The 25,363-nt window shown below is 74.4% G+C and carries 14 protein-coding genes; 2 read left to right on the top strand and 12 right to left on the bottom strand.

Going from position 1 to position 25,363, the window contains the following annotated elements; translation table 11 throughout:
• Positions 1 to 32: 32 nt before the first annotated feature.
• Complete coding sequence (locus tag ACGFR7_RS06220; protein WP_393313659.1) at positions 33 to 2,333, bottom strand: ATP-dependent DNA helicase UvrD2; 2,301 nt, start codon at positions 2,331 to 2,333, stop codon at positions 33 to 35.
• A 408-nt stretch (positions 2,334 to 2,741) separates the two neighbouring features.
• Here ACGFR7_RS06220 and ACGFR7_RS06215 point away from each other — a divergent pair, with 408 nt between their 5' ends.
• Positions 2,742 to 2,984 (top strand): mycoredoxin, encoded by a 243-nt coding sequence (locus ACGFR7_RS06215; protein ID WP_088799819.1) that lies wholly within the window; start codon positions 2,742 to 2,744, stop codon positions 2,982 to 2,984.
• A 267-nt stretch (positions 2,985 to 3,251) separates the two neighbouring features.
• Here the strand turns inward: ACGFR7_RS06215 and nudC are convergent, their stop codons facing one another.
• From nudC to ACGFR7_RS06190, 5 genes are all read right to left on the bottom strand, one after another.
• Positions 3,252 to 4,187 (bottom strand): NAD(+) diphosphatase, encoded by a 936-nt coding sequence (gene nudC, locus ACGFR7_RS06210; protein WP_336051200.1) that lies wholly within the window; start codon positions 4,185 to 4,187, stop codon positions 3,252 to 3,254.
• A 72-nt stretch (positions 4,188 to 4,259) separates the two neighbouring features.
• Complete coding sequence (locus tag ACGFR7_RS06205) at positions 4,260 to 5,660, bottom strand: dipeptidase (protein WP_393313655.1); 1,401 nt, start codon at positions 5,658 to 5,660, stop codon at positions 4,260 to 4,262.
• Between the two features lie 10 nt (positions 5,661 to 5,670).
• Complete coding sequence (locus ACGFR7_RS06200) at positions 5,671 to 9,411, bottom strand: UvrD-helicase domain-containing protein (RefSeq protein WP_393313652.1); 3,741 nt, start codon at positions 9,409 to 9,411, stop codon at positions 5,671 to 5,673.
• Positions 9,412 to 9,692: 281 nt separating this feature from the next.
• Positions 9,693 to 13,301 (bottom strand): ATP-dependent helicase, encoded by a 3,609-nt coding sequence (locus ACGFR7_RS06195; protein WP_393314224.1) that lies wholly within the window; start codon positions 13,299 to 13,301, stop codon positions 9,693 to 9,695.
• Between the two features lie 247 nt (positions 13,302 to 13,548).
• Positions 13,549 to 14,031 (bottom strand): MGMT family protein, encoded by a 483-nt coding sequence (locus ACGFR7_RS06190; protein ID WP_393313649.1) that lies wholly within the window; start codon positions 14,029 to 14,031, stop codon positions 13,549 to 13,551.
• 186 nt (positions 14,032 to 14,217) lie between these two features.
• On the opposite strand from ACGFR7_RS06190, the gene ACGFR7_RS06185 reads away from it, so the two are divergent.
• Positions 14,218 to 17,292 (top strand): lysylphosphatidylglycerol synthase domain-containing protein, encoded by a 3,075-nt coding sequence (locus ACGFR7_RS06185; RefSeq protein WP_393313646.1) that lies wholly within the window; start codon positions 14,218 to 14,220, stop codon positions 17,290 to 17,292.
• A 145-nt stretch (positions 17,293 to 17,437) separates the two neighbouring features.
• On the opposite strand, the gene moeZ is transcribed toward ACGFR7_RS06185, so the two are convergent.
• The 6 genes from moeZ to ACGFR7_RS06155 form a co-directional block, all read right to left on the bottom strand.
• Positions 17,438 to 18,616 carry an adenylyltransferase/sulfurtransferase MoeZ gene (gene moeZ / locus ACGFR7_RS06180; RefSeq protein ID WP_393313643.1) on the bottom strand — a complete coding sequence of 393 codons (1,179 nt, stop codon included), beginning with the start codon at positions 18,614 to 18,616 and terminating at the stop codon, positions 17,438 to 17,440.
• 202 nt (positions 18,617 to 18,818) lie between these two features.
• Positions 18,819 to 19,775: an NAD-dependent epimerase/dehydratase family protein gene (locus ACGFR7_RS06175; RefSeq protein ID WP_328384736.1), complete on the bottom strand. Its 957-nt coding sequence runs from the start codon at positions 19,773 to 19,775 to the stop codon at positions 18,819 to 18,821.
• A 283-nt stretch (positions 19,776 to 20,058) separates the two neighbouring features.
• On the bottom strand, positions 20,059 to 21,294 hold the full coding sequence (locus ACGFR7_RS06170; RefSeq protein WP_393313640.1) for a hypothetical protein: 1,236 nt from the start codon (positions 21,292 to 21,294) through the stop codon (positions 20,059 to 20,061).
• On the bottom strand, positions 21,291 to 21,557 hold the full coding sequence (locus ACGFR7_RS06165; RefSeq protein ID WP_393314221.1) for a hypothetical protein: 267 nt from the start codon (positions 21,555 to 21,557) through the stop codon (positions 21,291 to 21,293). Before ACGFR7_RS06165 ends, ACGFR7_RS06170 begins: the two co-directional genes overlap by 4 nt.
• Positions 21,557 to 23,605 (bottom strand): DUF3492 domain-containing protein, encoded by a 2,049-nt coding sequence (locus ACGFR7_RS06160; protein WP_393313637.1) that lies wholly within the window; start codon positions 23,603 to 23,605, stop codon positions 21,557 to 21,559. The genes ACGFR7_RS06165 and ACGFR7_RS06160 overlap by 1 nt, the downstream gene beginning before the upstream one ends.
• 432 nt (positions 23,606 to 24,037) lie before the next feature.
• Positions 24,038 to 25,333 carry a DUF3152 domain-containing protein gene (locus ACGFR7_RS06155; RefSeq protein ID WP_393314218.1) on the bottom strand — a complete coding sequence of 432 codons (1,296 nt, stop codon included), beginning with the start codon at positions 25,331 to 25,333 and terminating at the stop codon, positions 24,038 to 24,040.
• Positions 25,334 to 25,363: the final 30 nt, after the last annotated feature.

Here is a 25,363-nt window from a genome sequence, read left to right as displayed (position 1 = left end):
AAGGCTATGGGGATGCGCTCCGCGCGCGCAAACTATTTTTCCGACGAGTTTTCCGCGGCGTCCCGGGCCCCGTCCTCCGAGGCCCCCACGAGCTCCTCGCCGGCACAGATTGCCAGCACGTCACTGCCGTAGCGGTCGAACTTCCGCCGCCCCACTCCTGAGATGACCGCAAGCTCCGCTTCGGTTCCCGGAACGGCCTCCGCGATCGCCATCAGGGTCTTGTCGGTGAAGACGCAGTAGGCGGGCTGCCGGGAGCGCGCCGCCTGCTCGGCCCGCCACGCGCACAGCCGCTCGTACAGCGCCTCGTCGAGCTCCGAGGGGCAGTCCTCACACCGCATCAGCTTCATCTCGCCCGCGTCGGTGAGGGTCCTGTTGCAGACCCGGCAGCGGGCCGGGCTGCGGTGCCGGGGGCGCCGCGCCACCGCCGCCACCCCGTCGCCGCGCTCGACGCCCCCGGAGAGCGCACCCGGCGTCCGGCGGCCGGCCGCCGCCCCGGACCCGGGCCGCAGGCCGCTCAGGAAGCGGCTGGCGCGGCGGGAGGCCCGGCCGCCCGGAGAGCGCGCCAGCGACCAGGACAGGCCCAGATGCACCCGGGCGCGGGTGACGCCGACATAGAGCAGCCGGCGCTCCTCCTCGATCTGCTCGTCCGTCTTGGCGTAGGTGATCGGCAGCATGCCCTCGGTGAGGCCGACCAGGAAGACGGCGTCCCACTCCAGGCCCTTGGCGGCGTGCAGGGACGCCAGGGTCACCCCTTCGACCGTCGGGGCGTGCTGGACGTTGGCCCGCTCGTCCAGCTCGGCGACGAGGTCCGCGAGGGTGGCCGCGGGCCGGGCCTTGGCGAAGTCCTCGGCCAGCCGGACCAGCGCCGCCAGGGACTCCCAGCGGTCCCGTACCGCCCCGGAGCCGGCCGGCGGCCTGCTCGTCCAGCCCATGTCGCTGAGCACCGCCCGCACCTCGGACGGCAGGTCCATGGCGTCGTCGAGCAGCGCGTCGTTGGCACCGAAGCGGGCGGCGCCGCGCAGCTTGACGCCGGCCTCACGCACCTCGGGCCGTTCGAAGAACCGCTCGGCGCCCCGCAGCTGATACGGCACTCCCGCATCTGCCAGCGCCTGCTCGTAGACCTCGGACTGGGCGTTGATACGGAAGAGCACGGCGATCTCCCCGGCGGGCACACCGGCGGCGATCAGGTCACGGATCCGGCGGGCGGTGCCCTCGGCCTCGGCGGGCTCGTCGGCGTACTCCGTGTACACGGGCTCGGGCCCGGCCTCGCGCTGCGAGACCAGCTCCAGGCGCTGCTCGGCGGCGCGCCCCTTGGCCTGGGAAAGCAGACCGTTGGCGAGGCGCACGACCTGGGGGCTGGAGCGGTAGTCGCGGACGAGCTTGACGACCGTCGCGTTCGGATGGCGGGTGCGGAAGTTGAGGAGGTGGTCCGGGGTGGCGCCGGTGAAGCTGTAGATCGTCTGGCCGGCGTCGCCGACCACACAGAGGGTGTCGCGGTCCCCCAGCCACAGCTCCAGCAGTCGCTGCTGGAGCGGGCTGACGTCCTGGTACTCGTCGACGACGAAGTGCTGGTACTGGGCCCGGACCTGCTCGGCGATGTCGTGCCGGTCCTGCAGCACACCGACCGTGAGCAACAGCACATCCTCGAAGTCGATGCTGCCGCGCTCGCGCTTGAGCTGTTCGTAGGTGCGGTAGATCTGCCCGACCTCGGCCGGGTCACGGGGGGCCTCGCGGCCGGCCTTGACGACGGCGGCCGGGTAGTCGGCCGGCACGGTCTGGGTGACCTTGGACCATTCGATCTCGGCCGTGACATCGCGCAGCTCATTGCGGTCCAGCCGGATGCCGCAGCGGGCGGCGGCCTCGGCGACGAGCTGGATCTTGCGCTCCAGCAGCCGCGGGACCTCACCGCCGACGGCCTTCGGCCAGAAGAACTGAAGCTGGCGCAGGGCAGCGGAGTGGAACGTCCTGGCCTGGACCCCGCCCGCGCCGAGCTGCCGCAGCCGGCCGCGCATCTCGCCCGCCGCACGGGCCGTGAAGGTGACCGCGAGCACACTCGCGGGCTGCAGGATCCCGGCCCGTACCCCGTAGGCGATCCGGTGGGTGATCGCGCGGGTCTTGCCCGTGCCGGCGCCGGCCAGGACGCAGACGGGACCGTGCAGAGCCGTGGCGACCTCGCGCTGCTCGGGGTCGAGCCCGTCCAGCACCCCGTCGGCCGAGTCCGGCACCTGCGGGAAAAGAGAGGAGTCCGTTGCTGCTGTCACCCCGCCATGCTGCCAGGTCCGCGCGGCCGCCCGGGAAGCCCGTCCACAGCCGCCGCACCCGGTCGTACGCATCACGCCCCCTGTGGACAGCGGCCGGCACGCGACCGCGGACGGTGCTTTGCTTTTCTCGCGGCAAGCGGCAAGCGGCAAGCGGAGAGCGGCGGCAGCGGCAGCGGCAGCGGCAGCGGCAGCGGCAGCGGCAGCGGCAGCGGCAGCGGCAGCGGCAGGACGGTAGTGCGGTTGCGGTAGCGCGGTGGGAGACGGAGGGCTGAGGTGCGGTGGGGGCCCGGGCGCCGGCCCGGCGGGGGGGGCGGCCTCGCGGGGAGGTGAGAGGGGGTGGGGAGGGGCGGGGGTGGGGGCGGGGGTGGCCCCCCGGGAATGCCCCGGGCACGTCGTACGTTGTGGTCCTTGGCCGCGTCGAGTGCCGGGTATGGCGTCGGGCGGTTTCGGATCACGACTTAACGAAGGAGCGCGGGACGCATGGCGGGCACTGTGACGATGTACAGCACGACCTGGTGCGGATACTGCCGTCGGCTGAAGGGCCAGATGGACCGCGAGGGCATCGCGTACACCGAGATCAACATCGAGCACGACCCGGAGTCCGCGGCGTTCGTGGAGAAGGCGAACGGCGGCAACCAGACGGTGCCGACCGTGCGGTTCCCCGACGGCTCGACGCTGACCAACCCGTCCCTGGCACAGGTCAAGGAGAAGGTCGGGGCCTGACGGCCGGATGACTTGACGGCCGGATGACTTGACGGCCTGACGGCTGCGCCCCGTGTGCACGCGGCAGGCCGTCGGCCGGATCCCCCCTGTGGGACCGGCCGGCGGCCTGCTGCCTGCTGGGCGCTGTCGTGCTGGGCGCTGTCGTGCTGCCGACGGCCTGCTGTCCGCTCAGTGCCGCCTGCGTGCCGCCCTACCGTCTGCTGCCCCGACGGCACCCGGGGTGCGCACCGCCGTGCGGCTGCTCCCCCGGCCCTCACCGTCCGGTGTTCACGGCTTGGGCAGGGGCTTGCCGTACCAGAGCTCGATGAGGCGGGCGGCGATGGAGATGCCGTAGGGCGGAAGGACCTCGCCGGAGTCGAAGGCGGCGCGCAGGTCCTCGCGGGAGAACCAGCGGGCCTCTTCGATCTCCTCACCGTCGACCTGGATCTCGGACGACGTGGCGCGCGCCATGAAGCCCAGCATCAGGCTGGAGGGGAAGGGCCAGGGCTGGCTGGCGATGTATTCGACATCGCCGACGACGACGCCGGCCTCCTCGAAGACCTCGCGGGCCACGGACTGCTCGATGGACTCACCCGGCTCGACGAAGCCGGCGAGGGTGGAGAAGCGGCCCTCGGGCCAGTGGACCTGCCGGCCCAGGAGGGCGCGGTCCTCCTCGTCGGTGACGAGCATGATCACGGCCGGGTCGGTGCGCGGGTAGTGCTCGGCGCCGCACGCCGGGCAGCGGCGGATGTGGCCCGCCGCGGCGATGACGGTGCGCTCGCCGCAGCGTGAGCAGAAGCGGTGCAGGCGCTGCCAGTTCTCGAGGGCGACGGCGTGCACCAGGAGGCCCGCGTCGCGGGGCGACAGCAGCAGGCCGGCCTCGCGCAGGCCCGCCGGGCGCGCGGACTGGTCCATGCGGCCGGGCAGCGAGTCCTTCTGGAGGGCGAAGTAGCTGACGCCCTCGTCGTCGGTGCCGAGGTAGTAGCGGTGGGCCTCGGTCAGCGGCGCCTCGAAGGACGGCGTCATGATCAGCTCGGTGCGGCCGTCAGGGGTGTCGTCGATCAGCGCCTGTCCGCCGGACACCACGAAGACGCGCGTCGTCGGGTGGCTCCAGGCCGCCGCCAGCCATGCCTCGTCGAGCCGGTGATGGGCGGAGCGGTCAATTCCGCTCGGCGCGCTGAAGGTGAGCGGCCGGCCGGCGGTGTGATCGGTCCAGGTGGTCACTACTGTTTCCAACTCCCCCTGTGGCGTGGGTGATTGCTGCGTACGGGCGCGGAGCGGTGCGGGGGTGCGCGGTCAGGCCGGGCGCCAGGTCTTTGCCAGGTCGTCCCACAGGAGGGCGGCGGTCTCGACGCCCTTCATCAGCAGGTCGAGCTCGACCTTTTCGTTCGGTGCGTGCCAGCCGTCGGACGGCACGGAGATGCCGAGGAAGAGCACCGGGACGCCGAGGACGTCCTGGAGGTCGGCCGCCGGCCCGGAGCCGCCCTCGCGGGTGAAGCGGATCTTGTCTTCGAAGGCCCGGCCCATGGCGCGGACGAGGGACTGGAGGGCGGGGTGGTCGAGCGGGGTGAGGCAGGGGCGGGTGGCGCCCCAGAAGGTGATCTCGTGGCGGATGCCGGCGGGGAGGCGTGCGGCGACCCAGTCGCGTACGGATTGCTGCACGGCGGCCGCGCTCTGGCCCGCGACCAGCCGGAACGACAGCTTGAGCTGTGCGGTGGACGGCACGATCGTCTTGCCACCGGGGCCCTGGTAGCCGCCGCCGATGCCGTTGACCTCGGCGGTGGGGCGGGCCCAGATGCGTTCCAGGGTGGTGCTGCCGGCCTCGCCGAGAGGGGCGTGGGAGTGCGCGGTGCGCAGCCACTCCTCCTCGTCGAAGGGCAGCTCGGCGAAGAGCTCCCGCTCGCGGTCGGTGAGCTCGATCACGCCGTCGTAGAAGCCGGGGACGGCGACCCGGCGGTCGGCGTCGTGCAGCGCGGCGGCCAGCCGGGCGGCCTCGGTGGCGGGATTGGGGACGGCGCCGCCGAACGAGCCGGAGTGAAGGTCCTGGTCGGGGCCGTAGAGGTCGATCTGGCAGTCCGTCAGGCCACGCATGCCGGTGCACACCGTGGGGGTGTCCCTTGACCACATGCCGGTGTCGGAGACGATCACCGCGTCGCAGCCGAGGCGGTCGGCGTGCTTCTCGATCAGGGCCGGGAAGTTCGGTGAGCCGGACTCCTCCTCGCCCTCGACGAGCAGCTTGAGATTGACGGCGGGGGCGGTGCGGCCGGTCGCGGCGAGGTGCGCGCGCACGCCCAGGGTGTGGAAGAAGACCTGGCCCTTGTCGTCGGCGGCGCCGCGAGCGTAGAGCTTGCCGTCGATGGTCTGGGGCGCGAAGGGGTCGGTGTGCCAGCCGTCCTCGCGGGCGGCGGGCTGTACGTCGTGGTGGCCGTAGACGAGCACGGTCGGCGCGGACGGGTCCCCCGAGGGCCACTCGGCGAAGACCGCGGGCAGGCCGTCGGTCTCCCAGATCTCGGTGGTGGGAAAGCCGGTGCCGGAGAGCTTCGCGGCGAGCCATTCGGCGCTGCGGCGCACATCGCCGGCGCGCTCGGGGTCGGCGGACACGGAGGGGATGCGCAGCCAGTCGGCGAGGTCCGCGAGGAACGCTTCGCGGTGCAGGGTGATGTACGCGCGGACGGCGCTGTCCGGGGTTGTGCTCATACGCCCGAGCCTATCGGCCTTGTGGGGGAGGCCGGTCGGCGGTCTCGCCGAGCAGGATGCGTTCGAGTCCGGCGCGGCCCGGCAGCCGGGCGGGCCGGACCACCTCGCCGCTGCGGACGTAGAGGAAGGCGGCGCCGACGGCGGACGGCTCCAGGCCGTACCGCTCGGCCCAGGCGAGGCGGTAGACGGCCAGCTGGAGGGGGTCGGCGCTGTGGGCGCGGCCGGTTTTCCAGTCGACGATCTCGAAGCGGTCGCCGTCGGGGCCGGACTCCTTGTAGACGGCGTCGATCCGGCCGCGGATGACCCGCCCCGCGAGGGTGAGCTGGAAGGGGGCTTCGACGCGGAAGGGGGTGCGGTGGGCGTAGGGGGTGCGGGCGAAGGCTTCCTTGAGGGCTTCGAGGTCGTGTTCGTCGATGATTGCGGCTTCCTCGCCCGCTTCGGCGCCGGGCAGCTCGTCGGGGCCGAGCAGGGGCAGCGTCAGCTCTTCGAAGCGGGATTCGACCCAGGCATGGAAGCGGGTGCCCCGGCGGGCGCCGGGCCGCGGCGGGCGCGGCATGGGGCGGGCGAGTTCGCGGGCGAAGCCGTCAGGGTCGGCGGCGAGGCGGAGCAGCTGGGTGGCGCTGAGTGCGGAGGGCAGCGGGACGTCGCGGACGGTGGCGCGGGAGCGGCGCAGCTCGGCGGCGAGGGCGTCCAGATCGCGGTCCCAGGATCCGACGGTGCGCCGCTCCTCGGGGAGGAGGGTGTGCGGCGCGGTGTCGCCGGGGTGGGCGGTGCCGGGGCCGGTGGGCGCCGTGAGGTCGGGCTCGGTGGAGCGCTGGGCACCGATGTGGGCACGGAGCGGGGCCGGGCCGGTCTCGGCGGTGTCGTGCGGCGGGGCAACGTCGGCGGGGGCGGCGCCCGGGCGGGCGGAGGGCGGTGCGTCGTCGCCGAAGGGGTGCGGGCCGGGCACGTCGTAGGGCGGAGCGTCATCCGACGGCCCGTAGCCGGCCTCGTCGAACGGGTCGGCCTCCGGCACGTCGAACGGATCGGCGTCCGGCACGTCGAACGGATCGGCGTCCCAGTCGTCATCGGCAGGTGGCGGCGGCCAGTCGGGGTCGTGGGTGGACAGGGACGGCGGGGCGGCGGCAAAGGCGGCGGGCCCTTCCCCCGTACGGCGCTCCAGGTGGGCGCGGACCGTGGCCGCGGCGGCACGGCGGCGGGCCGTGGCGGTGGGGTCGAGGGGCAGCGGCCAGGCCTGTTCCGTGGCGGACTCGGCGAGGGCGGGGTTCTCCTCGCCGTCCTCGGGGGCCGCGGCCCAGTGTTCGATCTCGCCGTGTCCCGCCTCGCAGTGCTCGCGCAGCGCCTCCAGGAAGGCGGAGGGACCGCGCGGCCGCTTCTGCTGGGGGCCCCACCAGTGACCGGAGCCGAGCAGCAGGGAGCGGGGGCGGGTGAAGGTGACGTAGCCGAGGCGCAGTTCCTCGGTCTCCTGGTGCTGCTTCATCGCCTCCTTGAAGGATTTCAGGCCGCGGGCGGCCCATTCCCCGACGTCGGGGAGGGTGGCGGCGTCGCCGCGCAGGGCGTGCGGGAGGACCTTGGACCGGCTGGTCCAGGACTCACGGGCCTGTTCGCTGGGGAACTGCTTGGCGACCAGGCCGGGTACGGCGACCACGTCCCATTCCAGGCCCTTGGACTTGTGGGCGGTGAGGACCTTGATGGTGTTCTCGCCGCCGGGGAGGGAGCTGTCCAGGCCCTTTTCGTGCTGGACGGCGGTGCGCAGAAAGCCGAGGAAGGCGAGCAGGGTGGCGTCGCCGTCGAGGGATTCGCCGCCCTGTTTGGCCGCGAATCCGGCCGCGATGTCGAGGAAGGCGCCGAGGGTTTCACGGCGGCGGGCGGCGAGGGCGTGCGGTGAAGCGGACAGCTCGACTTCCAGGCCGGTGGCGGCGAGCACCCGGTGGAGCACGTCCATGAGGGGGTCGCCGAGGGAACGGCGCAGGTCGCGCAGTTCGGTGGCCAGGTAGGCGAAGCGCACCCGGGCCTCGGGAGAGAAGGGGAGCCCGTCGTCGGGTCCTTCGGCCTCCAGGAAGGTGTCGAGGGCGTCGGCGAGCGAGATGGTCTCGGCCGGGTCGACGCCTTCGACGGCCTCGGCGAGGCGCTGGCCGGGGTCGTCGGACGGGGCGGTGCGGTGGACGAGGGTGCGGGCACGGCGGCCCAGGAGCGCCAGGTCGCGGGGGCCGATCCGCCAGCGCGGGCCGATCAGCAGGCGGACCAGGGCGGCGTTGGCCGTGGGGTCCTGGAGCACTTCGCAGACGGCGACGAGGTCGGCGATCTCGGGCAGGTGCAGCAGTCCGGAGAGGCCGACGACCTCCACGGGGAGGTCCCGGGCGACCAGTTCGCCCTGGATGCGGGCGAAATCACCGGCGGTGCGGCACAGCACGGCGATCTCGCCGGGCGGGGTGCCGGTGCGGACGAGGTGGGCGAGGGAGTCGGCGAGCCAGGTGAGCTCTTCGGCGTGGGTGGGCAGCAGGGCGCAGCGGACGGTGCCGTCGCGCTCGGCGCCGGGGGCGGGGCGCAGCGCTTCGACGCCCGCGTGCATACCGCGCAGTGGTGCGGCGAGGCCGTTGGCGAGGTCGAGGAGGCGGCCGCCGCTGCGGCGGTTCTCGCTGAGGGCGTACCGGCGGGCGGGGGTGCCGTCCTGGAAGGGGAAGTGGACGGGGAAGTCGTCGAGGTTGGCCACGGAGGCGCCGCGCCAGCCGTAGATGGCCTGGCAGGGGTCGCCGACGGCGGTGACGGCATGCCCGGTGGGGGTACCGGCGCCGGGGCCGGTGTCGGCCCCGGAGCCGGCCCCTGCACCGAAGAGGCCGGACAGCAGCAGTCGCTGGGCGACGGAGGTGTCCTGGTACTCGTCGAGCAGGACGACGCGGAATTCGTCGCGCAGGATCCGGCCGACTTCGGGGCGGGTGGTGGCGAGGGTCGCGCAGTGGGCGATCTGGTCGCCGAAGTCGAGGAGGTCGCGGCGGCGCTTCTCGGCCCGGTAGGCGGTGACGAGGTCGAGCAGTTCCAGGCGGCCGCGGGCGGTTTCGGGGGCCTTGCGCAGGTCGGCGTTGGTGAGTTTCACGCCGTCGAGGGCGGCCAGGAGCTCGGTGTCGTACGTGCGGAGCGCGGCGGGGTCCACGAGGTGTTCGGCGAGCTCGGCGTCCAGGGCGAGCAGGTCCTCCACGAGGGAGGGCAGGGAGGTGGTGAGGGCGGGGTAGGGGCCGGGGGCGGCACGGAGCGTGCGGGCGGCGAGCTGGAAGCGGGTGGCGTCGGCGAGGAGCCGGGCGCTGGGCTCCAGGCCGATGCGCAGGCCGTGGTCCTTGAGGAGCTGGCCGGCGAAGGCGTGGTAGGTGGAGATCCGCGGCTCTCCGGTGGGCTGCCCGTCGGGCTGCCCGTCGGGCTGCTCGCCGGGCCGGCCGGTGGCGGTGGCGCCGGCATCGGCCGGGAGCGCGTCGGGGTCGGTGACACCGGCGGCGAGGAGCGCGGTCCTGACGCGTTCGGCGAGCTCGCCGGCCGCCTTGTTCGTGAACGTCAGCCCGAGGACCTGGTCGGGGGCGACCTGGCCGGTGCCGACCAGCCACACCACGCGCGCGGCCATCACCGTGGTCTTGCCCGAGCCGGCTCCGGCCACGATGACCTGCGGGGCGGGCGGGGCGGTGATGCACTCCGTCTGCTCCGGCGTGAACGGGATGCCGAGGAGCTGCTTGAGCTGCTCGGGGTCGGTGAGGCGGGCTGACACAGCGCAAACCGTAACGGGCGCCACTGACAATCGGCCGCGCTGGGCTGTCGTCCCACGTTGTCGGCCGTCCCGCCGGGGGGTTCCCTTTGTCTCGCCTGCGGCGGGCGTGGGTTGTCGGGTGCGGTGCCGCTCCTGCGGACTTCGTCCTGCGACGCGGCCCCTCCCGTGAGTGGGTGGAAGCACCTTCTTGGGGGTGCACACGGTTGGGGGTGCACGTGATCGTTCAGGTGCACCCCCGCCGGCCTTCACCTCTCCCCGCCACGGGAGGGACGGGCCCGGACTCACTCGACGACGTGCCGCCCCTCCGGCTGTGCGCTGCACGACGCCCGGAACGTGCAGTGGGTGCAGTGCGTGCCGGTGGTCGGGGTGAACCGCTCCTCCAGTACGCGGCCCGCCGCGGTGGCGAGCAGTTCGCCGACCCACTCACCCCCGGCCTCCGCCGGGAGGGCCCCCTCGTCCGCCGAGGCCCCTTCGTCCGCCGAGGAAGCGCCCGCCTCCAGCGGCTGCTGCGCCTGTACGGCGGGCAGCGCGTCGCCGCCTTCCTTCTGGGCCGCGCCCAGCCGCAGGTGCACCAGTTCCGCGCCGCCCAGCTGCGGCGTGCGGCCGTCGAAGGCATCGTCGACCGCGCCCTCGCGCACCGCGAGCTGGTAGACGGCGAGCTGCGGGTGGCGGGCGACCTCGGGGCCGGTCGGCTTCTGCTTGCCGGTCTTGAAGTCGACGACATACGCCCGGCCCTGCGCGTCCCGGGAGACGTGGTCCATGCTGCCGCGGATGCGGACCTCGTAGGCGCCGGCCCGGAGGGTGAGGTCGAAGCCGTGCTCGGTGGCGGCGGTGTCCCGTCCACGGGTCTCGCGTTCCATGACGTGCCAGCGCAGGAAGCGCTCCAGGGCGGCCCGGGCGGACTCCTTTTCCTGGCGTGACTTCCAGGGGGCGTCGAAAGCGAGGGAGTCCCATACGGAGTCCAGGCGCTCCATCAGGACGGACAGATCGGCGGGGGTGCGGCCGGAGGCGACCTCGTCGGCGAGCGCATGCACCACGTTGCCGAAGCCCTGGGCGGCGGTGGCGGGGGTGTCCGCCTTGACCTCGCGGCCCAGGAACCACTGGAGGGAGCAGGTGTGGGCGAGCTGGTCGAGGGCGCTGCCGGAGAGGACCACCGGACGGTCGCGGTCGCGCAGCGGGACGGTGCTGTGGGTGGGTTCGTACAGGCCCCACCAGTTGTCCGGGTGGGCGGCCGGCACCAGGGGGTGGTGATCGTCGTCGTGCAGGGCGGCCAGTTTCGCGAGCCGCTGGGCGGCGGCCTCGCGCAGCGCGGGGGTGGCGTCCGGGTCGACGGTGGTGGCGCGCAGTTCGGCGACGAGCGCGGCCACCGAAAGGGGGCGGCGCGGGCGGCCGGTGACGTCCTGGGGGGTGACGCCCAGCTCGGTCAGGAAACGGGAGGGCTGGTCGCCGTCGTCGGCAGCGGCCTTCACCGCGGTGACGACCAGGCGTTCGCGGGCGCGGGTGGCGGCGACGTAGAACAGCCGTCGTTCCTCGGCGAGCAGCGCGCCCGGGGTGAGCGGTTCGGCCAGGCCGTCGCGGCCGATCCGGTCGGCTTCCAGGAGCGAACCGCGGCGGCGCAGGTCGGGCCAGAGGCCTTCCTGGACGCCGGCGACGACGACGAGCCGCCACTCCAGGCCCTTGGCACGGTGTGCGGTCATCAGCCGTACGGCGTCGGGGCGCACCGCGCGCCGGGTGAGGGTGTCGGCGGCGATGTCCTGGGCGTCGAGTTCTTCCAGGAAGTTGAGCGCGCCGCGGCCGCCGGTGCGCTCCTCGGCGCGGGCGGCCCTCTCGAAGAGGGCGACGACGGCGTCCAGATCCCGGTCGGCGTTGCGCCCGGCGGCACCGCCGCGGTGGGCGGCCCGCTCCAGGCGCTGCGGCCAGGGGGTGCCGTCCCACAGCTCCCACAGCGCCTGTTCGGCGGTGCCGCCGCCGGCCAGCAGTTCGCGGGCCTTGCGCAGCAGCAGCCCGAGCCGCTGGGCACCGCGGGCGTAGGCGGGGTCGTGCGCCACCAGGCGCTGCGGTTCGGCGAGCGCCTGGGCGATCAGCTCGTCGGAGGGCCGCGGCAGTGCCTGTCCGGCGGCCCGTTCCTCCTCGCGCAGAGCGCGGCCCAGCCGTCGCAGATCGGCGGAGTCCATGCCGCCCAGGGGAGAGGTCAGCAGGTCGAGGGCTGTTTCGGCGTCGAGGGCGGGGCGGGTGGTCTCTCCGGGGACGGCCGCGGCGGGCGGGGCGTCATCGGCAGCGTCATCGGGGGCGGCCGTACCGGAGGGGACGTCTCCGGAAGCGGCCCCGCCGAGGGCGCCCGCGGCAGACCCGGCCTCGCCAGGACCGCCCGGGCCGACCCCGCCCGGGCGGTCCCCCTCCGTCCCGGCCCCGCCCGACCCGGCCCCGCCCGACCCGGCCTTCGGCGGATCCTGCCCCAGCGCAGCCCGTGCCGCCGCCCGTAGTGCCGTCAGCAGGGGGGCGACCGCGGGTTCGTGGCGCAGCGGCAGATCGTCGCCGTCGATGTCGAGGGGTACCCCGGCCGAGGTGAGCGCACGGCGTACCGCGGGGAGCGAGCGCCCCCCGGCGCGTACGAGGACGGCCATCTCGCGCCAGGGCACGCCGTCTTCCAGGTGGGCGCGGCGCAGGATGTCGGCGATGTTGTCGAGTTCGCTGCCGGGTGTCGGGTACGTGTACACCTCGACGCGGCCGCCGTCCCGTACGGGCACCGGCTCGCGGTGGGCCCGTACCGTCCGGGCCGGGAGGCGGGTGAGCGGCATCCGGCGGGTCAGCAGCCGGGTGGCCGTGAGCAGGGCCGCGCCGGAGCGCCGGGAGGTGCCGAGCACGGCCACCGGGGCGGGGGTACCGTCCCCGCGGCGGAAGGTCTCGGGGAAGTCGAGGATGCCGTTGACGTCGGCGCCCCGGAAGGCGTAAATCGACTGGTCGGGGTCGCCGAAGGCGACGAGGGTGCGTCCCGGGGAGCCCGGCGCCCCCGTTGCTCCGTGGTTGCCGGCGAGGGCGCGCAGCAGCCGTACCTGGGCGACGTCGGTGTCCTGGTACTCGTCGACGTAGACCGCGTCATAGGAGGCGGCCAGGTGCGCCGCGACATCGGTGCGTTCGGCGAGCAGCACCGCGCGGTGCACCAGCTCGGCGTAGTCCAGTACGCCCTGGGCATCCAGGACGTCGAGGTATTCGGCGAGGAAGCCGGCCGCGGCGCTCCAGTCGGGGCGGCCGGTGCGCCGGGCGAAGGCGCCGAGGGCGTCCGGCCCCAGGCCCAGTTCGCGGCTGCGGGCGAGCACCGCACGGACCTCGTCGGCGAAGCCGCGGGTGGTCAGGCAGGCCCGCAGCTCATCCGGCCAGTTCACCGGGGCACGGCCGGCGCCGGCCAGTTCCGCCTGTCCGGCCAGGAGCTCGCGGACCACGAGATCCTGCTCGGGTCCGGACAGCAGCCGCATCGGGTCGGCGAAGAGGTCGGCGTCCTGGTGGGCGCGGACCAGGGCGTAGCAGAAGGAGTGGAAGGTCGTCGCCTGCGGGATGCCCGCCCGTGGTCCACCGCCCGTGGCGGGCGGGCCGCCGGGCGGGCTCTCCAGATCCGTCAGCCGGGCCGCGAGCCGGTCGCGGAGTTCGACGGCGGCCTTGCGGCTGAAGGTCAGGACGAGGATCCGCTCGGGGTCGCCGCCGGCCCGCACCCGGCGGGCCACCGACTCCACCAGTGTCGTGGTCTTTCCGGTGCCCGGTCCGGCCAGCACCAGCAGCGGCCCGTGCCGGTGGTCAACCACGGCGCGCTGGTCTGCGTCCAACGCAGGAGGAGCCACCCGCCCCGGCGGGGTGCGCACCAGCCGGTACGTGCCTGCGGCACCCCGCGGCGCCACCCGGTGGGGCTGCGCCGGCGGGATGGCCGGGAAGGCCGAGAAGGAGGAACTCACGTGGATCGCCGGTCCTGAGGAGGTGCTGGTCGTGGTGCGTGCGTGGTGCGCGGCGCCGCGGGCCGCCGGTCAGGGGTGGTCCGGCTGCGCGGCGCGCGGCGGAGCCGTCGTCGTGACGGCAGTGCCCGACGCTACGCCAGGCCGCGCCCGGGCCGCAGTGCCTGCCACGGCCCGTCGCGCGATGCGGCCGGCGCTAGGGAGCCGCGCCGCCGTCCGCAACACCCTCCGCGCCGCCGTCCGCGTCTCCGTCCTGGCCCCCGTCCCAGCGGGCCCGCCGCATGTCGAGCCGCGGTATGTGGTCCTCGGCGGCGTGCGGGGCCGTACGCAAGGGCGTGCCCTCGTCGCGGTAGTGCCCCAGCGCGCGCAGTTCGCTGCCGGGCAGCAGCCGGCCGTCCGCGCGCACCACCCGCCACCAGGGCACGGCGGCGCCGTAGAGCGCCATCACCCGCCCCACCTGCCGCGGACCGCCCGCCCGTCGCCCGCCACCGTCCTCCGCCGAAAGCCCTTCGGGCTGTTCCTCGTCCTTGAGCCACTCCGCGACGTCGCCGTACGTCATCACCCGGCCCGCCGGGATCAGCTCGGCAACCGCCAGGACCCGTTCCGCGTACTCCGGGTACTCCGGATCTTCCGGGTTTGCGGGGAATTCACCCGCCGCTTCATCTCCGGTCCCACTCATTCGGTCCATCCTGCCCCACGGCACCGACAATGGGATCGGACACACGGTCCGGCGCCTTCGGGAGGTCGGCGGCAAGGCGCGACTGCCCCGGTAGCGGGAGGGCGTTCCGCTTCCCGCACCCCCGAAATGCACCCTGATGCCCCCCTCCACCGGTGGGCCGTGCCACCATCTTCCGGACGGTGACTGGTGATACGAGATCAAGAAGAGACAGCCGAGCAGCAGGGTGCGGCGCCTCCACGGGAGGCGGGCACCCCTGAGGCACTGGCCGTCGACGCCGCAGGCACCGCGCCCGGACCGGCCGCACCGACCGAGCGGCCGGAACGGCAGCAGGCGGCGCCACAGGGGACGCACCAACGGAGGCCGGGCACGGCTTCCGCTACCGAAAAGGCGAGCACGATCGAGAAGGCCGAACGACCCGGGGCCGAGAGGCCGGAAGAGCCCAAGGAGCCCGAGCCAACCGAGCGGCACGAGGAGGAGCGGAACAGCAAGGAGCGGAACGGCGAGGAGTCCGAGCAGGGACAGGACGGACAGGCCGCGCGCGAGCAGCGCGAGGAGCCGGAGCCCGGCACGCCCCGGGTCAAGCCCCGCACGGCTCCCCCCACGGCTGCGGACAAGCCCCACACGGGCTCGCACCGTTCCGACCTGAGCTCCGACGAGTACGGCGAGTTCCACGTCGACCGGGTCTCCGGCGACGAACCGCTGCTGCCCGCCCGGGTGCACCGCCCCGCCGACCTGCTGCGCCTCCTGCTCGGCATCGCCGGGATCGCCCTCGTCCTGGGGCTCGCCACCTTCGCCCACGGCACCACCCAGGGCCTGGCGCGGGACATCGGCACCGGCGCGAAGGCGGCGCCCCCGCTGCTGATCAACCTGGCGGGGCTGACCTCCAGCGTCGCGGTGCTGATCGTGCCGGTGGCGTTCGCCGTGGAGCGGCTGATCAAGCGCGACGGGCTGCGCATCGCGGACGGGGTGCTGGCCGCCGTCCTCGCCCACGGGGTGTCGCTGGCCGCCGATCTGTGGGTGGCCGATGCCGCGCCGGTCTCCATCCGGGACGCGCTGACCCAGCCTCTGGAGAACGGTTCGCTCTCCGCTCCGGTGCACAGCTACCTGGCACCGGTGATCGCCTATATGACGGCGGTGGGCATGTCCCGGCGGCCGCGCTGGCGGGTCGCGATGTGGTGCGTGCTGCTGCTGGACGCGTTCGCGGTGCTGGTCGGGCGGTACACCACGCCGTTCGCGATCATCACGACCGTGCTGATCGGCTGGACCGTCGCCTACGGCACCCTCTACGCGGTCGGCTCCCCCAATGTCCGGCCCACCGGCCAGAACCTCCTCGCGGGACTGCGCCGGGTCGGCTTCCACCCGGTCTCCGCGCTGCGTGCGGAGGACGCCGGCACCACCGACCACTCCGACCACCCCGACCGCGGCCGCCGCTACCTCGTCACGCTGGAGGACGGGCCGCCGATCGATGTCACCGTCGTCGACCGCGAGCAGCAGGCGCACGGCTTCTTCTACCGCGTGTGGCGCCGGCTCTCGCTGCGCGGCATCAACCAGCGCCGCAGTCTGCAGTCGCTGCGCCAGGCGCTGGAGCAGGAGGCGCTGCTGGCGTATGCGGCCATCGCGGCCGGCGCCCACGCCCCCAAGCTGATCGCCACCTCCGAGCTCGGCCCGGACGCGGTGATGCTGGTCTACGAGCACATCGGCGGCCGCACCTTCGACTCGCTGGCCGACGAGGAGATCACCGACGCGCTGATGCACAGCGCGTGGCGGCAGGTCGAGGCGCTGCAGTCCCGGCGGATCGCGCACCGGCGGCTGGTCGGGGACGCGCTGCTGATGGATCGTTCCGGCACCATCGTCCTGACCGAGCTGCGCGGCGGCGAGATCGCGGCCGGTGATCTCGTGCTGCGGATGGACATCGCCCAGTTGCTGGCCACCTGCGGTCTGCGGGTCGGTGCCGAGCGCGCGGTGGCCGCGGCCGTCGAGGTGCTGGGCCCGGACGCGGTCGCCGACAGCCTGCCGCTGCTGCAGCCGATCGCGCTGAGCCGCACCACCCGCGCGACGCTGCGTCAGCTCGCCCGCGAGCGCGCCAAGCGGGAGCGCGAGGCGGTGCTGGAGGCGTCGCAGGCCGCCAAGGAGGCCCGGGAGGCACGAGAGGCGGAGGGCCCCAAGGACCGCAAGACGATGCGGGCCGAGCGGCATGCGGAGAAGACCGCCGAGAAGCGGGCCCTGGACGACGCCTCGGAGGAGGCCCGCGAGGAGGACCTGCTCGCCCAGATCCGCCGGCAGGTGCTGCTGATCCGTCCGACGGCGGTGATCGAACCCGCGAAGCTGGAACGGCTCAGCCCGCGCATCCTGATCACCTGGATCGCCGGCGCCTTCGCCGTGTACCTCCTGCTGTCCCAGCTCACCAACTTCAACCTCGGCGACATGGTCAACAAGGCCCGCTGGGAGTGGGTGCTGGTCGCGATGCTCTTCTCCGGGCTGACGTATATCGCGGCGGCGATGAGCCTGCTGGGGTTCGTCACCGAGCGGGTGTCGTTCGTCCGGACGGTGATCGCGCAGATCGCGGGCAACTTCGTGAAGCTGGTGGCGCCCGCCGCGATCGGCGGAGTGGCGCTCAACACCCGCTTCCTGCAGCGCGCCGGGGTCCGGCCCGGGCTGGCTGTGGCGAGCGTCGGCGCGTCCCAGCTGTTCGGTCTGGGCAGCCACGTACTGCTTCTGCTGGTCTTCGGCTACCTGACCGGCACCCAGGAGCAGACCCCGACGATCTCGCCGTCCCGTACGGTCATCGCCGGACTGCTGACCGTGGCCGTACTGGTCCTGATCGTCACGGCGGTGCCGGCGCTGCGGAAGTTCGTCTCGACCCGGGTGCGGTCGCTGTTCGCGGGGGTGGTCCCGCGGATGCTGGACATCCTGCAGCGGCCCGGGAAGCTGGTCACCGGCATCGGCGGGATGCTGCTTCTGACGGCGGCGAACGTGATGTGCCTGGACGCCTCGATCCGGGCGTTCGGCGGCGGCGACACGATCAGCTACGCGAGCATCGCGGTGGCCTTCCTGGCCGGTAACGCGCTGGGCTCGGCCGCGCCGACGCCGGGCGGTGTGGGCGCCGTCGAGGGCGCGCTGATCGGTGCGCTGACGGTCTCCGGACTCGCCGCCGATACGTCGTTCCCTGCGGTGCTGCTGTTCCGCCTGATGGTCTTCTGGCTGCCGGTGCTGCCGGGCTGGGTGGCCTTCAACTACCTCACCCACAAGGGCGAGATCTGAGCGGAAGCCGCCGCCGTGCCGGCCGGGAATCCCCGGCTGTGCACGCGCGGCGCACCACGCAAAGGCGCCGGTCCGTGCGGTACGGACCGGCGCCTTTGCGCTGGACTCACGGGCCTCGGTGCAGGCCCCGGTGCAGCCGGTGGGTCTAGTAGACCGGCTTCTCCGGCTCGACGGTGTTGACCCAGCCGATGACGCCGCCGCCGACGTGCACGGCGTCGGCGAAGCCCGCGGACTTCAGTACGGCCAGGACCTCGGCGGAGCGGACACCCGTCTTGCAGTGCAGAACGATCTTCCGGTCCTGCGGCAGGTCCTGGAGGGCGGTGCCCATCAGGAACTCGTTCTTGGGGATCAGCTTGGCGCCGGGGATCGAGACGATCTCGAACTCGTTCGGCTCGCGGACGTCGATGATCTCGATCTTCTCGTCGCCGTCGATCCACTCCTTGAGCTGCTTGGGAGTGATCGTCGAGCCGGCCGCCGCCTCCTGGGCCTCCTCGGACACGACGCCGCAGAAGGCCTCGTAGTCGATGAGCTCGGTGACGGTCGGGTTCTCACCGCAGATGGCGCAGTCGGGGTCCTTGCGGACCTTGACCTGGCGGTAGGTCATCTCCAGGGCGTCGTAGATCATCAGCCGGCCGACGAGCGGGTCGCCGATGCCGGCGAGCAGCTTGATGGCCTCGTTGACCTGGATCGAGCCGATGGAGGCGCACAGCACGCCGAGGACGCCGCCCTCGGCGCAGGAGGGCACCATGCCCGGCGGCGGGGGCTCCGGGTACAGGCAGCGGTAGCAGGGGCCGTGCTCGCTCCAGAACACCGACGCCTGGCCGTCGAAGCGGTAGATCGAGCCCCAGACGTACGGCTTGTTCAGCAGCACGCAGGCGTCGTTGACCAGGTAGCGGGTGGCGAAGTTGTCGGTGCCGTCCACGATCAGGTCGTACTGGGCGAAGAGATCCATGACGTTGGTGGAGTCAAGGCGCTCTTGGTGCAGGTTGACCGTGACGTACGGGTTGATGCCCAGGACGGTGTCCTTCGCGGACTCCGCCTTGGAGCGGCCGATGTCCGCCTGGCTGTGGATGATCTGGCGCTGCAGGTTCGACTCGTCGACCTCGTCGAACTCCACGATGCCGAGCGTGCCCACGCCGGCCGCGGCCAGATACATCAGCGCGGGCGAGCCCAGGCCACCGGCGCCGACACACAGCACCTTGGCGTTCTTCAGCCGCTTCTGCCCGTCCATCCCGACATCGGGGATGATCAGGTGGCGGGAGTACCTGCGGACCTCATCGACGGTGAGCTCGGAAGCGGGCTCGACCAGGGGTGGCAGCGACACGGGAACTCCGTTGGTCGGTCTAGATGGGGTTCCCCCCGCCCGAGCGGAGCCGAGAGTGGGGGAGCTTGCTCTCCCCGCAACACTGCCACGCCCTTCTTCATTCCGAGACACCTGTTCCGATGCGCGAGACGAATCCGTCCCAGTAACCGGGCAGTGACGCCCAGGCGTCTCCGGGAGGAACGGCCGCCGCCCCGGCGGCCGGTCAGATACGGCAGGCGGCCTCCATCCAGATGTCGGCCAGAGACTCCTCCAGCCCGATCCGCGGACGCCAGCCGAGCCGGTCGCGGGCGGTGCGGACATCCGCCTGCTGCCAAGTGCCGCAACCGTCCGGGTAGGGGTAGGTGGCGGGCGGCGAGCCGACCGGGTGCTCGGGGGACGGGCCGGGGATGACCAGCCGGGCCGGCGGGGAGTCGATCTCGTGCAGCGCGCCGCCGAACCCGGCGACCCGGGCGAGCACGGACGCGGCCTCGCGCAGCCGTACGGCCCGGCCGGTCCCGATGTTGACGACGCCCTGCGCGGCGGACAGCGAGGCGGCGTGCACCGCCCGCGCGACATCGCGGACATCGACGAAGTCCCGCTGTACGCCGAGCCCGCCGAGCTTGAGCTCGTTGTCGCCGGACTGCATGGCGCGGCGCATCGCCTCGGCGAGCCGGCCCAGCGGTGAGCCGGCCGGGGTGCCGGGGCCGACCGGCGAGAAGATCCGCAGCACGACGGCGTCGAGGCCGGAGCCCAGTACCAGTTCGGTGGCGGCGAGTTTGCTGACGCCGTACGGCCCCCCGGGGCGCGGCACCGCGTCCTCGGCGGTGGAGGAGCCGGGCTGCGAAGGCCCGTACTCGGACGCGCAGCCCAGGTGGACGAGCCGGGCGCCACAGCTGCTGCGGCGCAGCGATTCACAGATGGTGGCGACCGCGACGGTGTTGTGCCGGGTCAGCTCGCGGGCCCCGCCACGGGTGGCCCCCGCGCAGTTGACGACGACACCGGGGTGGACCGCGTCGAGGAAACGGGTGAGCGCACCGGGGCTGCCGGTGGCCAGGTCGAAGCGGACGTCGGCGTCGTCGCCCCGCCCGAGGGCGGTGAGCTGGACGGCGGGGTCGGCGAGCAGGCGGTCGGCGACATAACGGCCCAGGTAGCCGTTGGCGCCGATGAGCAGCACCCTCATCGTGCGACCCCCCGGTCCGCGTGGCGTGTGGTCGGCTGGACGTTCATATGTCGTGCTCCTAAAGCGGATCGAGGGAAGTGCGTCGGCTTCCGCGGAGTCGGCCTCCGCCCCGGAGGCGGGGGCCGGGTGGGGGGTGAGGTCCGCGGGTCAGGGGTCGAAGCGGCCGTTTCGGGGTGCCGCTCCGGGGGTGGTGCGTGGTGGGGGTGCCCGTGTGGGGGAACGGGGAGTCCGGGGGCGGGGAGCCGGGGGCCGGGGAGCCGCGGGCCGGTGTACGTACGGAGGGTCACGGCCGGTGCGCCTCCGCCGGGCCGGAGGGGGCCGGCCAGTGCGCGCAGGCGCCGGTGAGCGCCCGCAGGCCGTGGAAGAGGAGCCCGGCGGCGGCGACCGTGCAGGCCACGGCGGGGACGGCGGCCGGTCCCACGGCGGTGGTGAGCGCTGCGACCGGCACGTCGAGCGGGGGCAGGCCGGGGAGCCGGGCGATGAGCACCAGGGACAGGGCGAGGGCTTCCACGGCGGCTGCCGAGGCCAGACCCGTCGCGGCCGCGCGGGGGAAGCCGTGCACGGCCAGCAGCCGGGCGAGGAAGAGCAGCACCCCCAGTGCGGCCGCCGCGGCCAGGGCCGTCGTGCCGTCGCTCCCGAAGGCCGCGTCCGCGCCGAGGAGCAGGGCCACCAGCGCGCCCAGGAAGAGCACGGTGGCGGCGAGCAGCAACGGCCGGACACGGGCGGCGAGCTCTTCGAGGCCGCGGCTGGCGGCCAGACCACGCCGCCCGCGCGCCGCGAACCAGCGGGCGCAGCCGGACGCGGGGGCGAGGGCGAAGGCCAGGGCCACGGCGGTGGCGACGGCGGCCCGGGGCGGGGAGCCGGGCAGGTCGGGGCCGCCGGCCAGCAGCTGTCCGAGCAGCCAGTCGCCGTAGACCGCGTATCCGGCCGTCCAGCAGACCCACAGGCCGGCGGTCCACGATCCTGCACCCCGGTGGCGCAGTCGCAGCGGCCCGGACCGGACGGCCAGCCGGACGGCGAGGGCGACCAGCGCACCGCCCGCCGCGCCGACGCAGGTGCGTACGGCGGGAGTCGCCGTACCGGCCGAGGCGAGGGCGGCGACCGCCGCGACGCAGACGGCGCCGGGCAGCAGCTGCAGCAGCACGCGCACGCCGCGCGAGCCCCGCGCGGGGACGGGGGCGGGCGGGCGGGGCTGCCCGTCAGGCCCGGCGTCCGGCGCGTCGGCGCGGGGCACCCGGGCGTAGAGCTCTTCGGCCAGCGAGAAGACGTCGCGGTGCCGGAAACGGGCGGCCGTCCGGTCGGTGACGCCGTGCGCCTCCAGGCCGGCGGCGATCTCCAGCGCATCGACGGCGTGTGCGCACAGCTCCTGGTGGCGGTGCATCAGAGAGCGTACGGGGTCGGCGGGGCCGCGCCGCGCGGGGCGGGCTGAGGCCTCCTTGGCCGGCGGCGGGGTACGGGCGGCGTCCCCGTCCGCCATGGCCGGAGCGGCGCGGGTGGCGCCGGTGTCGGGTGTGGTCACCGCCCGTCTCCTCTCCCCCGGGCCGCCGCCGCACAGCCGTCCCGGCCGGGGCCGAGGTGCGGCACGCGCCGCCGGGTGCGGCGGCCGCGGCAGCCGGGGGCGGTGTGAGCGGCGTACACCGGGCGGCCGGGACGGCCCTCGCGCCGGAGCCGGTGCCCGAGCCCGGGCCGGCTCCCGCCGTGCGCCACATCCGTCATGCCCGTCACCAGTGCCACGCCCACCAGGCCCACCGCACACATCACGTCCAGCACAGCCGTCACCATCACCACTGCCCTCTCTCCTTCGCTCTCTCCTTCGCTCCGGTCACGCCCGTCTGATCGCCGGCCGCTCCCCATCTCACCGGCCGTCCCACCCCTCGGACGCCGGTCGCTCCCCCGCCCTCCGCCGCTCCTCGGCCCTCCGCCACTCCCCCGCCTTCCGCGCCTGAACCGGCCGGCACCGGCAGCGCGGCGGTCCGCTCCTGCGCGGGGACGGCCCAGCTCGGCGTACGGCCGGCGGGAACGGCGGCCGGGGCGGCTGACACGGCGTCCCGGGCAGCGGGCACGGCGGCGCGGGTGGCGGCACCGGTCGCCGCCCAGCGGCCGGGGACATGGGACTCGGCGGGACGGGCGAAGGGCTGCGGAACGCCCTGGGCGTCCCGCGCACGGCAGGCGGCCGGGCGGGCCGGGGCATGGGAGATCAACTCCAGGTAGATGCCACGAAATGCCGCGACATTCTGCTCGACGGTGAACAGCTCCAGCGCCCGTGCCCGGGCCGCCGCGCCGAGCCTGGCCCTGCGGTCCGGGTCACCGAGCAGCGCGGTACAGGCCTCCGCGAGGGCGCGGGGATTTCGGGGCGGCACCACCAGGCCGGTGCCCCCGATGACCTCGCAGACCGCACCGGCGTCGGTCGACACCGTGGCGCGGCCGCAGAACATCGCCTCCACCAGGGAGCGCGGAAAGCCCTCGATGACGCTGGAGAGCACCACCACGGCGCCGGAGGCGTAGGCGCCCGCCAGGTCCGGCACCTCGGGGCTGCCGATCTCCTCGAAGCTGACCGGGTTCTCACCGACGCTGCGGGTGTCGGCCGCCTCGTCGGGGAAGAGCTGGGCGGCCAGCGCCCGGCACTGCACGAGATATCCGGGCGCCTGCGGGTCGCGGCCGGCGCCGCCGACGATCCGCAAGGTGGCCTCCGGTTCGGCCTTGCGGATCTCGGCGAAGGCGTGCAGCAGCCCGATGAGGTCCTTGTCGGGCTCGATGGTGCCGACCCACACCAGCGTCTTGGAGTCGTCCGCCGCGGCGTCCGCGACCGCGGCGAAGGGGGTGGCGTCCATGCCCGGGTAGACCGTGCGCAGCCGGGAGCGGTCGGCGCCGCAGCGCTCCTGCCAGCGCCGGGCGTGGGTGTTGCCGGGGGTGATCAGCGCGGCCTGCGCATAGGTCTCGGCGGCCAGCGCGCCCTGGAAGGCGGCGAGCAGTGCGCGCACCGGCGCACTCAGTGGTGCGGCGGCGCGCGCGAGATAGTGCTCGCGCAGCCGTACGCCGTACTCGGTGACCAGGAGCGGGGTGGCGAAGAAGTGCTTGGCCAGCAGTCCGGGGAGGGCGGCCGCGCCGCCGGAAGTGGCATGGCACAGGTCCACACCGCCGAGCCCGGAAGTGTGCCGGTCGCCGTACCAGTCCAGCGACAGCGGCCGCAGCGCCAGGGCGAGCCCGGCGGTGACGGCCAGCAGATCGTTGACCTGTGCGCCGGGCGCCGCGGGCAGCGCACGGGGCCCGTGACAGGCGGCTTCCAGGAGGCGTACGGCGTCCTCGGAATGCAGCAGCGCGGGCAGTCCCCGGTGCTCGCGGGCGAGTTCGGCGAGCCCGTAGAGACCGCTGGCGAAACGGTCCGCCTTGCTGGTCACCACGTCATCGGGGGTACCGCCGGGCACGGCGGGCGGATACCCGGCCGGCGCTCCCCCGTGGGCGGCGGCCCGGGCATGGACCACCGGGGTGGCCGGCTCGCCCCCTGGAGGCGCCGTGGCAAAGGCCGCCACGAGATCGCCGAAGCACTCGGCGAAGCGGCGGCGTTCGCGCCGTCCGGGGGTGCGGCCCCTGCGCGGCTCGCCGGCCCGGCGGCGTCCGGCGGGAAAGCCGTCCCCCAGGGTCGCACTGCGTACCAGCCGTACGTGGCGCGGCAGTTCGGGCCGTGACGGCGCGTCCCGGCGGGGCTCGGCGCTCAGGGCGTAGACCTCGAAGTCATGGCCGGTGAGCCCGCGCACGAGCCGGTCGCACCACACATGCGACTCACCGGACGCATACGGGTAACCACTTTCGGTGAGCAGTCCAATGCGCACGGGTTCACCCCCGTCCTCCCATATCAGCCATCTCGACGTCCCTGGCGTGCCGACGGCACGGCCGCCACCTGCGGGAAGAAGCTATGCAAAGGGCCGGTGGGGGGGGGGGGGGGGGGGGGGGGGCGGGCCCCCGCCCGGGGGGGGGGGGGCGGGCGCGCCCCCCCCCCCCCGGGGGGGCGGGGGGGGGGGGGGGGCGCGCCCCCGGCGGGCCCCCCCCCCCCCCCCCCCCCCCCCCCGGCCGGGGGGGCCGGCCCCCCCCCCCCCCCCGGGGGCCCCCCCCCCGGGCCCGGGCGGGGGGGGGGCGGGGGGGGGCCCCCCCCCCCCCCACCGGAAGGGGTGAACGCACGTAACTTTCCGCCCCAAAGGGCGTTTCGACGCGCTATGTGAGCGTCACGGGCCACCGCCCGTAGTGCCCGCCGTTGCGCCGCCCGCTCACTTCTGGGTGGGGAACGGCCAGGAGTTGGGCCGGCAGGTCGCCCCGTCCGTCGTCAGGAACTTCGTCTGCTGCATCATCACCGGGGCCAGGGCGCCCTGCCGGGAGCAGACCTCGTGGTTGTGCCCGAGGCGGTGGCCGACCTCGTGATTGATCAGCATCTGGCGGTAGGCGAACATCTTGTCCTGGCCGTAGGTCTTGGCGCCCTGTGCCCAGCGGTAGGCGTTGATCATCACCCGCTCGGTCGCCGCCGAGTCACACGAGACATTGCCCTCGCCGGTGTCGAGACCGGACTTGGCGCACCACGCCGCCGTGGTCCCCGGGCTCGCCAGCGTGATCACGAAATCGGCGTGACCGGATCCCACCCGCTGGAAGGTCCGCTGCCCGCCGTGCGCCCAACTGCGCTCATCGTTGAGGGTCTTGTGCACCGCCTCGGCGAAGAGCTTGCCGTCCAGCGGCAGCCCCTCCTCGATATCGACGCGGTAGCGCAGCACCTTCCCGCGTCCTGGCGCCTTGGCGTCGCCGCCGGTCGGCCTGAACCGGCCGCTGCCCGCCAGACGCGCGTCCAGCGGGAAGACCTGTGCCATCTGCTCGTCATAACTGGCCGGCTTGGCGTCCTGGGTGGGCCTCGAACGCGACCTGGAGGCTTCGTCGCCGACCCCGTCGGTACGGTCGTTGCCGCTACGCGTCTGCGGGTCGCCGCCTTCCTTGTGCTGTTCGGCGACCTGGCCCGCGATGACGACGGCGAGGACGGTGGTCACCGCCGCGGCCGCCGCACCGGTGAACGTCCGGCCCATGCCGCCCTTCTTGCTGCCGTGCCGCGACTCCTCCCCCGCGCATCCTTCGGCCGGGTCCCGGTCCGCCGGGTCGCCCGGCTCGCCGCCGTCCGCGCCGGACGCGGTCCGCGGGTCCGGCACGTCGGCCTCGTCGCGGCCGAAGGCCGCCGACCGCCCCGTGAAGCGGCCGCCCGGGGGCACGCCGTCCCCGCCGGCCCCGTGCGGTCCTGCCGCCGGTCCCGCCGTCCGGGGCGCACCGGCCCGGAACACATCGTCGTCCGGGTCGTCAGCGCCGCCCCGGCCACCCGGGAAGGACCTGGCGTCGAAGGCGTCCACGTAGTCGCGCCGCGGCCCCGGGCCGGTGCCCGGCGGGGCGACCAGCGGGGCGCCGGGCATCTCCGCGCGCGGCCGGGGAATCCTCGGCGCGCCCCGACCGGAGGCCACCGGGGACGACGGCGCCCCGGGGAACGCGCCCCAGCCACCGCCCGGCTCACGCTGTTCGGGGTGCCCGCCGCGCACCGCATCGCCGTCGAACGGCTCGCGTCTGCG

The sequence above is a fragment of the Streptomyces sp. NPDC048516 genome, assembly GCF_043199875.1.
Taxonomy (GTDB): domain Bacteria; phylum Actinomycetota; class Actinomycetes; order Streptomycetales; family Streptomycetaceae; genus Streptomyces.
This window is presented reverse-complemented; position numbering and strand designations above follow the sequence as displayed.

What these genes read in the sequence shown, in the direction of transcription:
- ACGFR7_RS06175 (WP_328384736.1), bottom strand. Translation starts at nt 19,775, where the DNA reads ATGAGGGTGCTGCTCATCGGCGCCAACGGCTACCTGGGCCGTTATGTC.
- ACGFR7_RS06190 (WP_393313649.1), bottom strand. Translation starts at nt 14,031, where the DNA reads ATGAGTGGGACCGGAGATGAAGCGGCGGGTGAATTCCCCGCAAACCCG.
- ACGFR7_RS06220 (WP_393313659.1), bottom strand. Translation starts at nt 2,333, where the DNA reads ATGCGTACGACCGGGTGCGGCGGCTGTGGACGGGCTTCCCGGGCGGCC.
- ACGFR7_RS06215 (WP_088799819.1), top strand. Translation starts at nt 2,742, where the DNA reads ATGGCGGGCACTGTGACGATGTACAGCACGACCTGGTGCGGATACTGC.
- ACGFR7_RS06165 (WP_393314221.1), bottom strand. Translation starts at nt 21,557, where the DNA reads ATGGTGACGGCTGTGCTGGACGTGATGTGTGCGGTGGGCCTGGTGGGC.
- ACGFR7_RS06205 (WP_393313655.1), bottom strand. Translation starts at nt 5,660, where the DNA reads ATGAGCACAACCCCGGACAGCGCCGTCCGCGCGTACATCACCCTGCAC.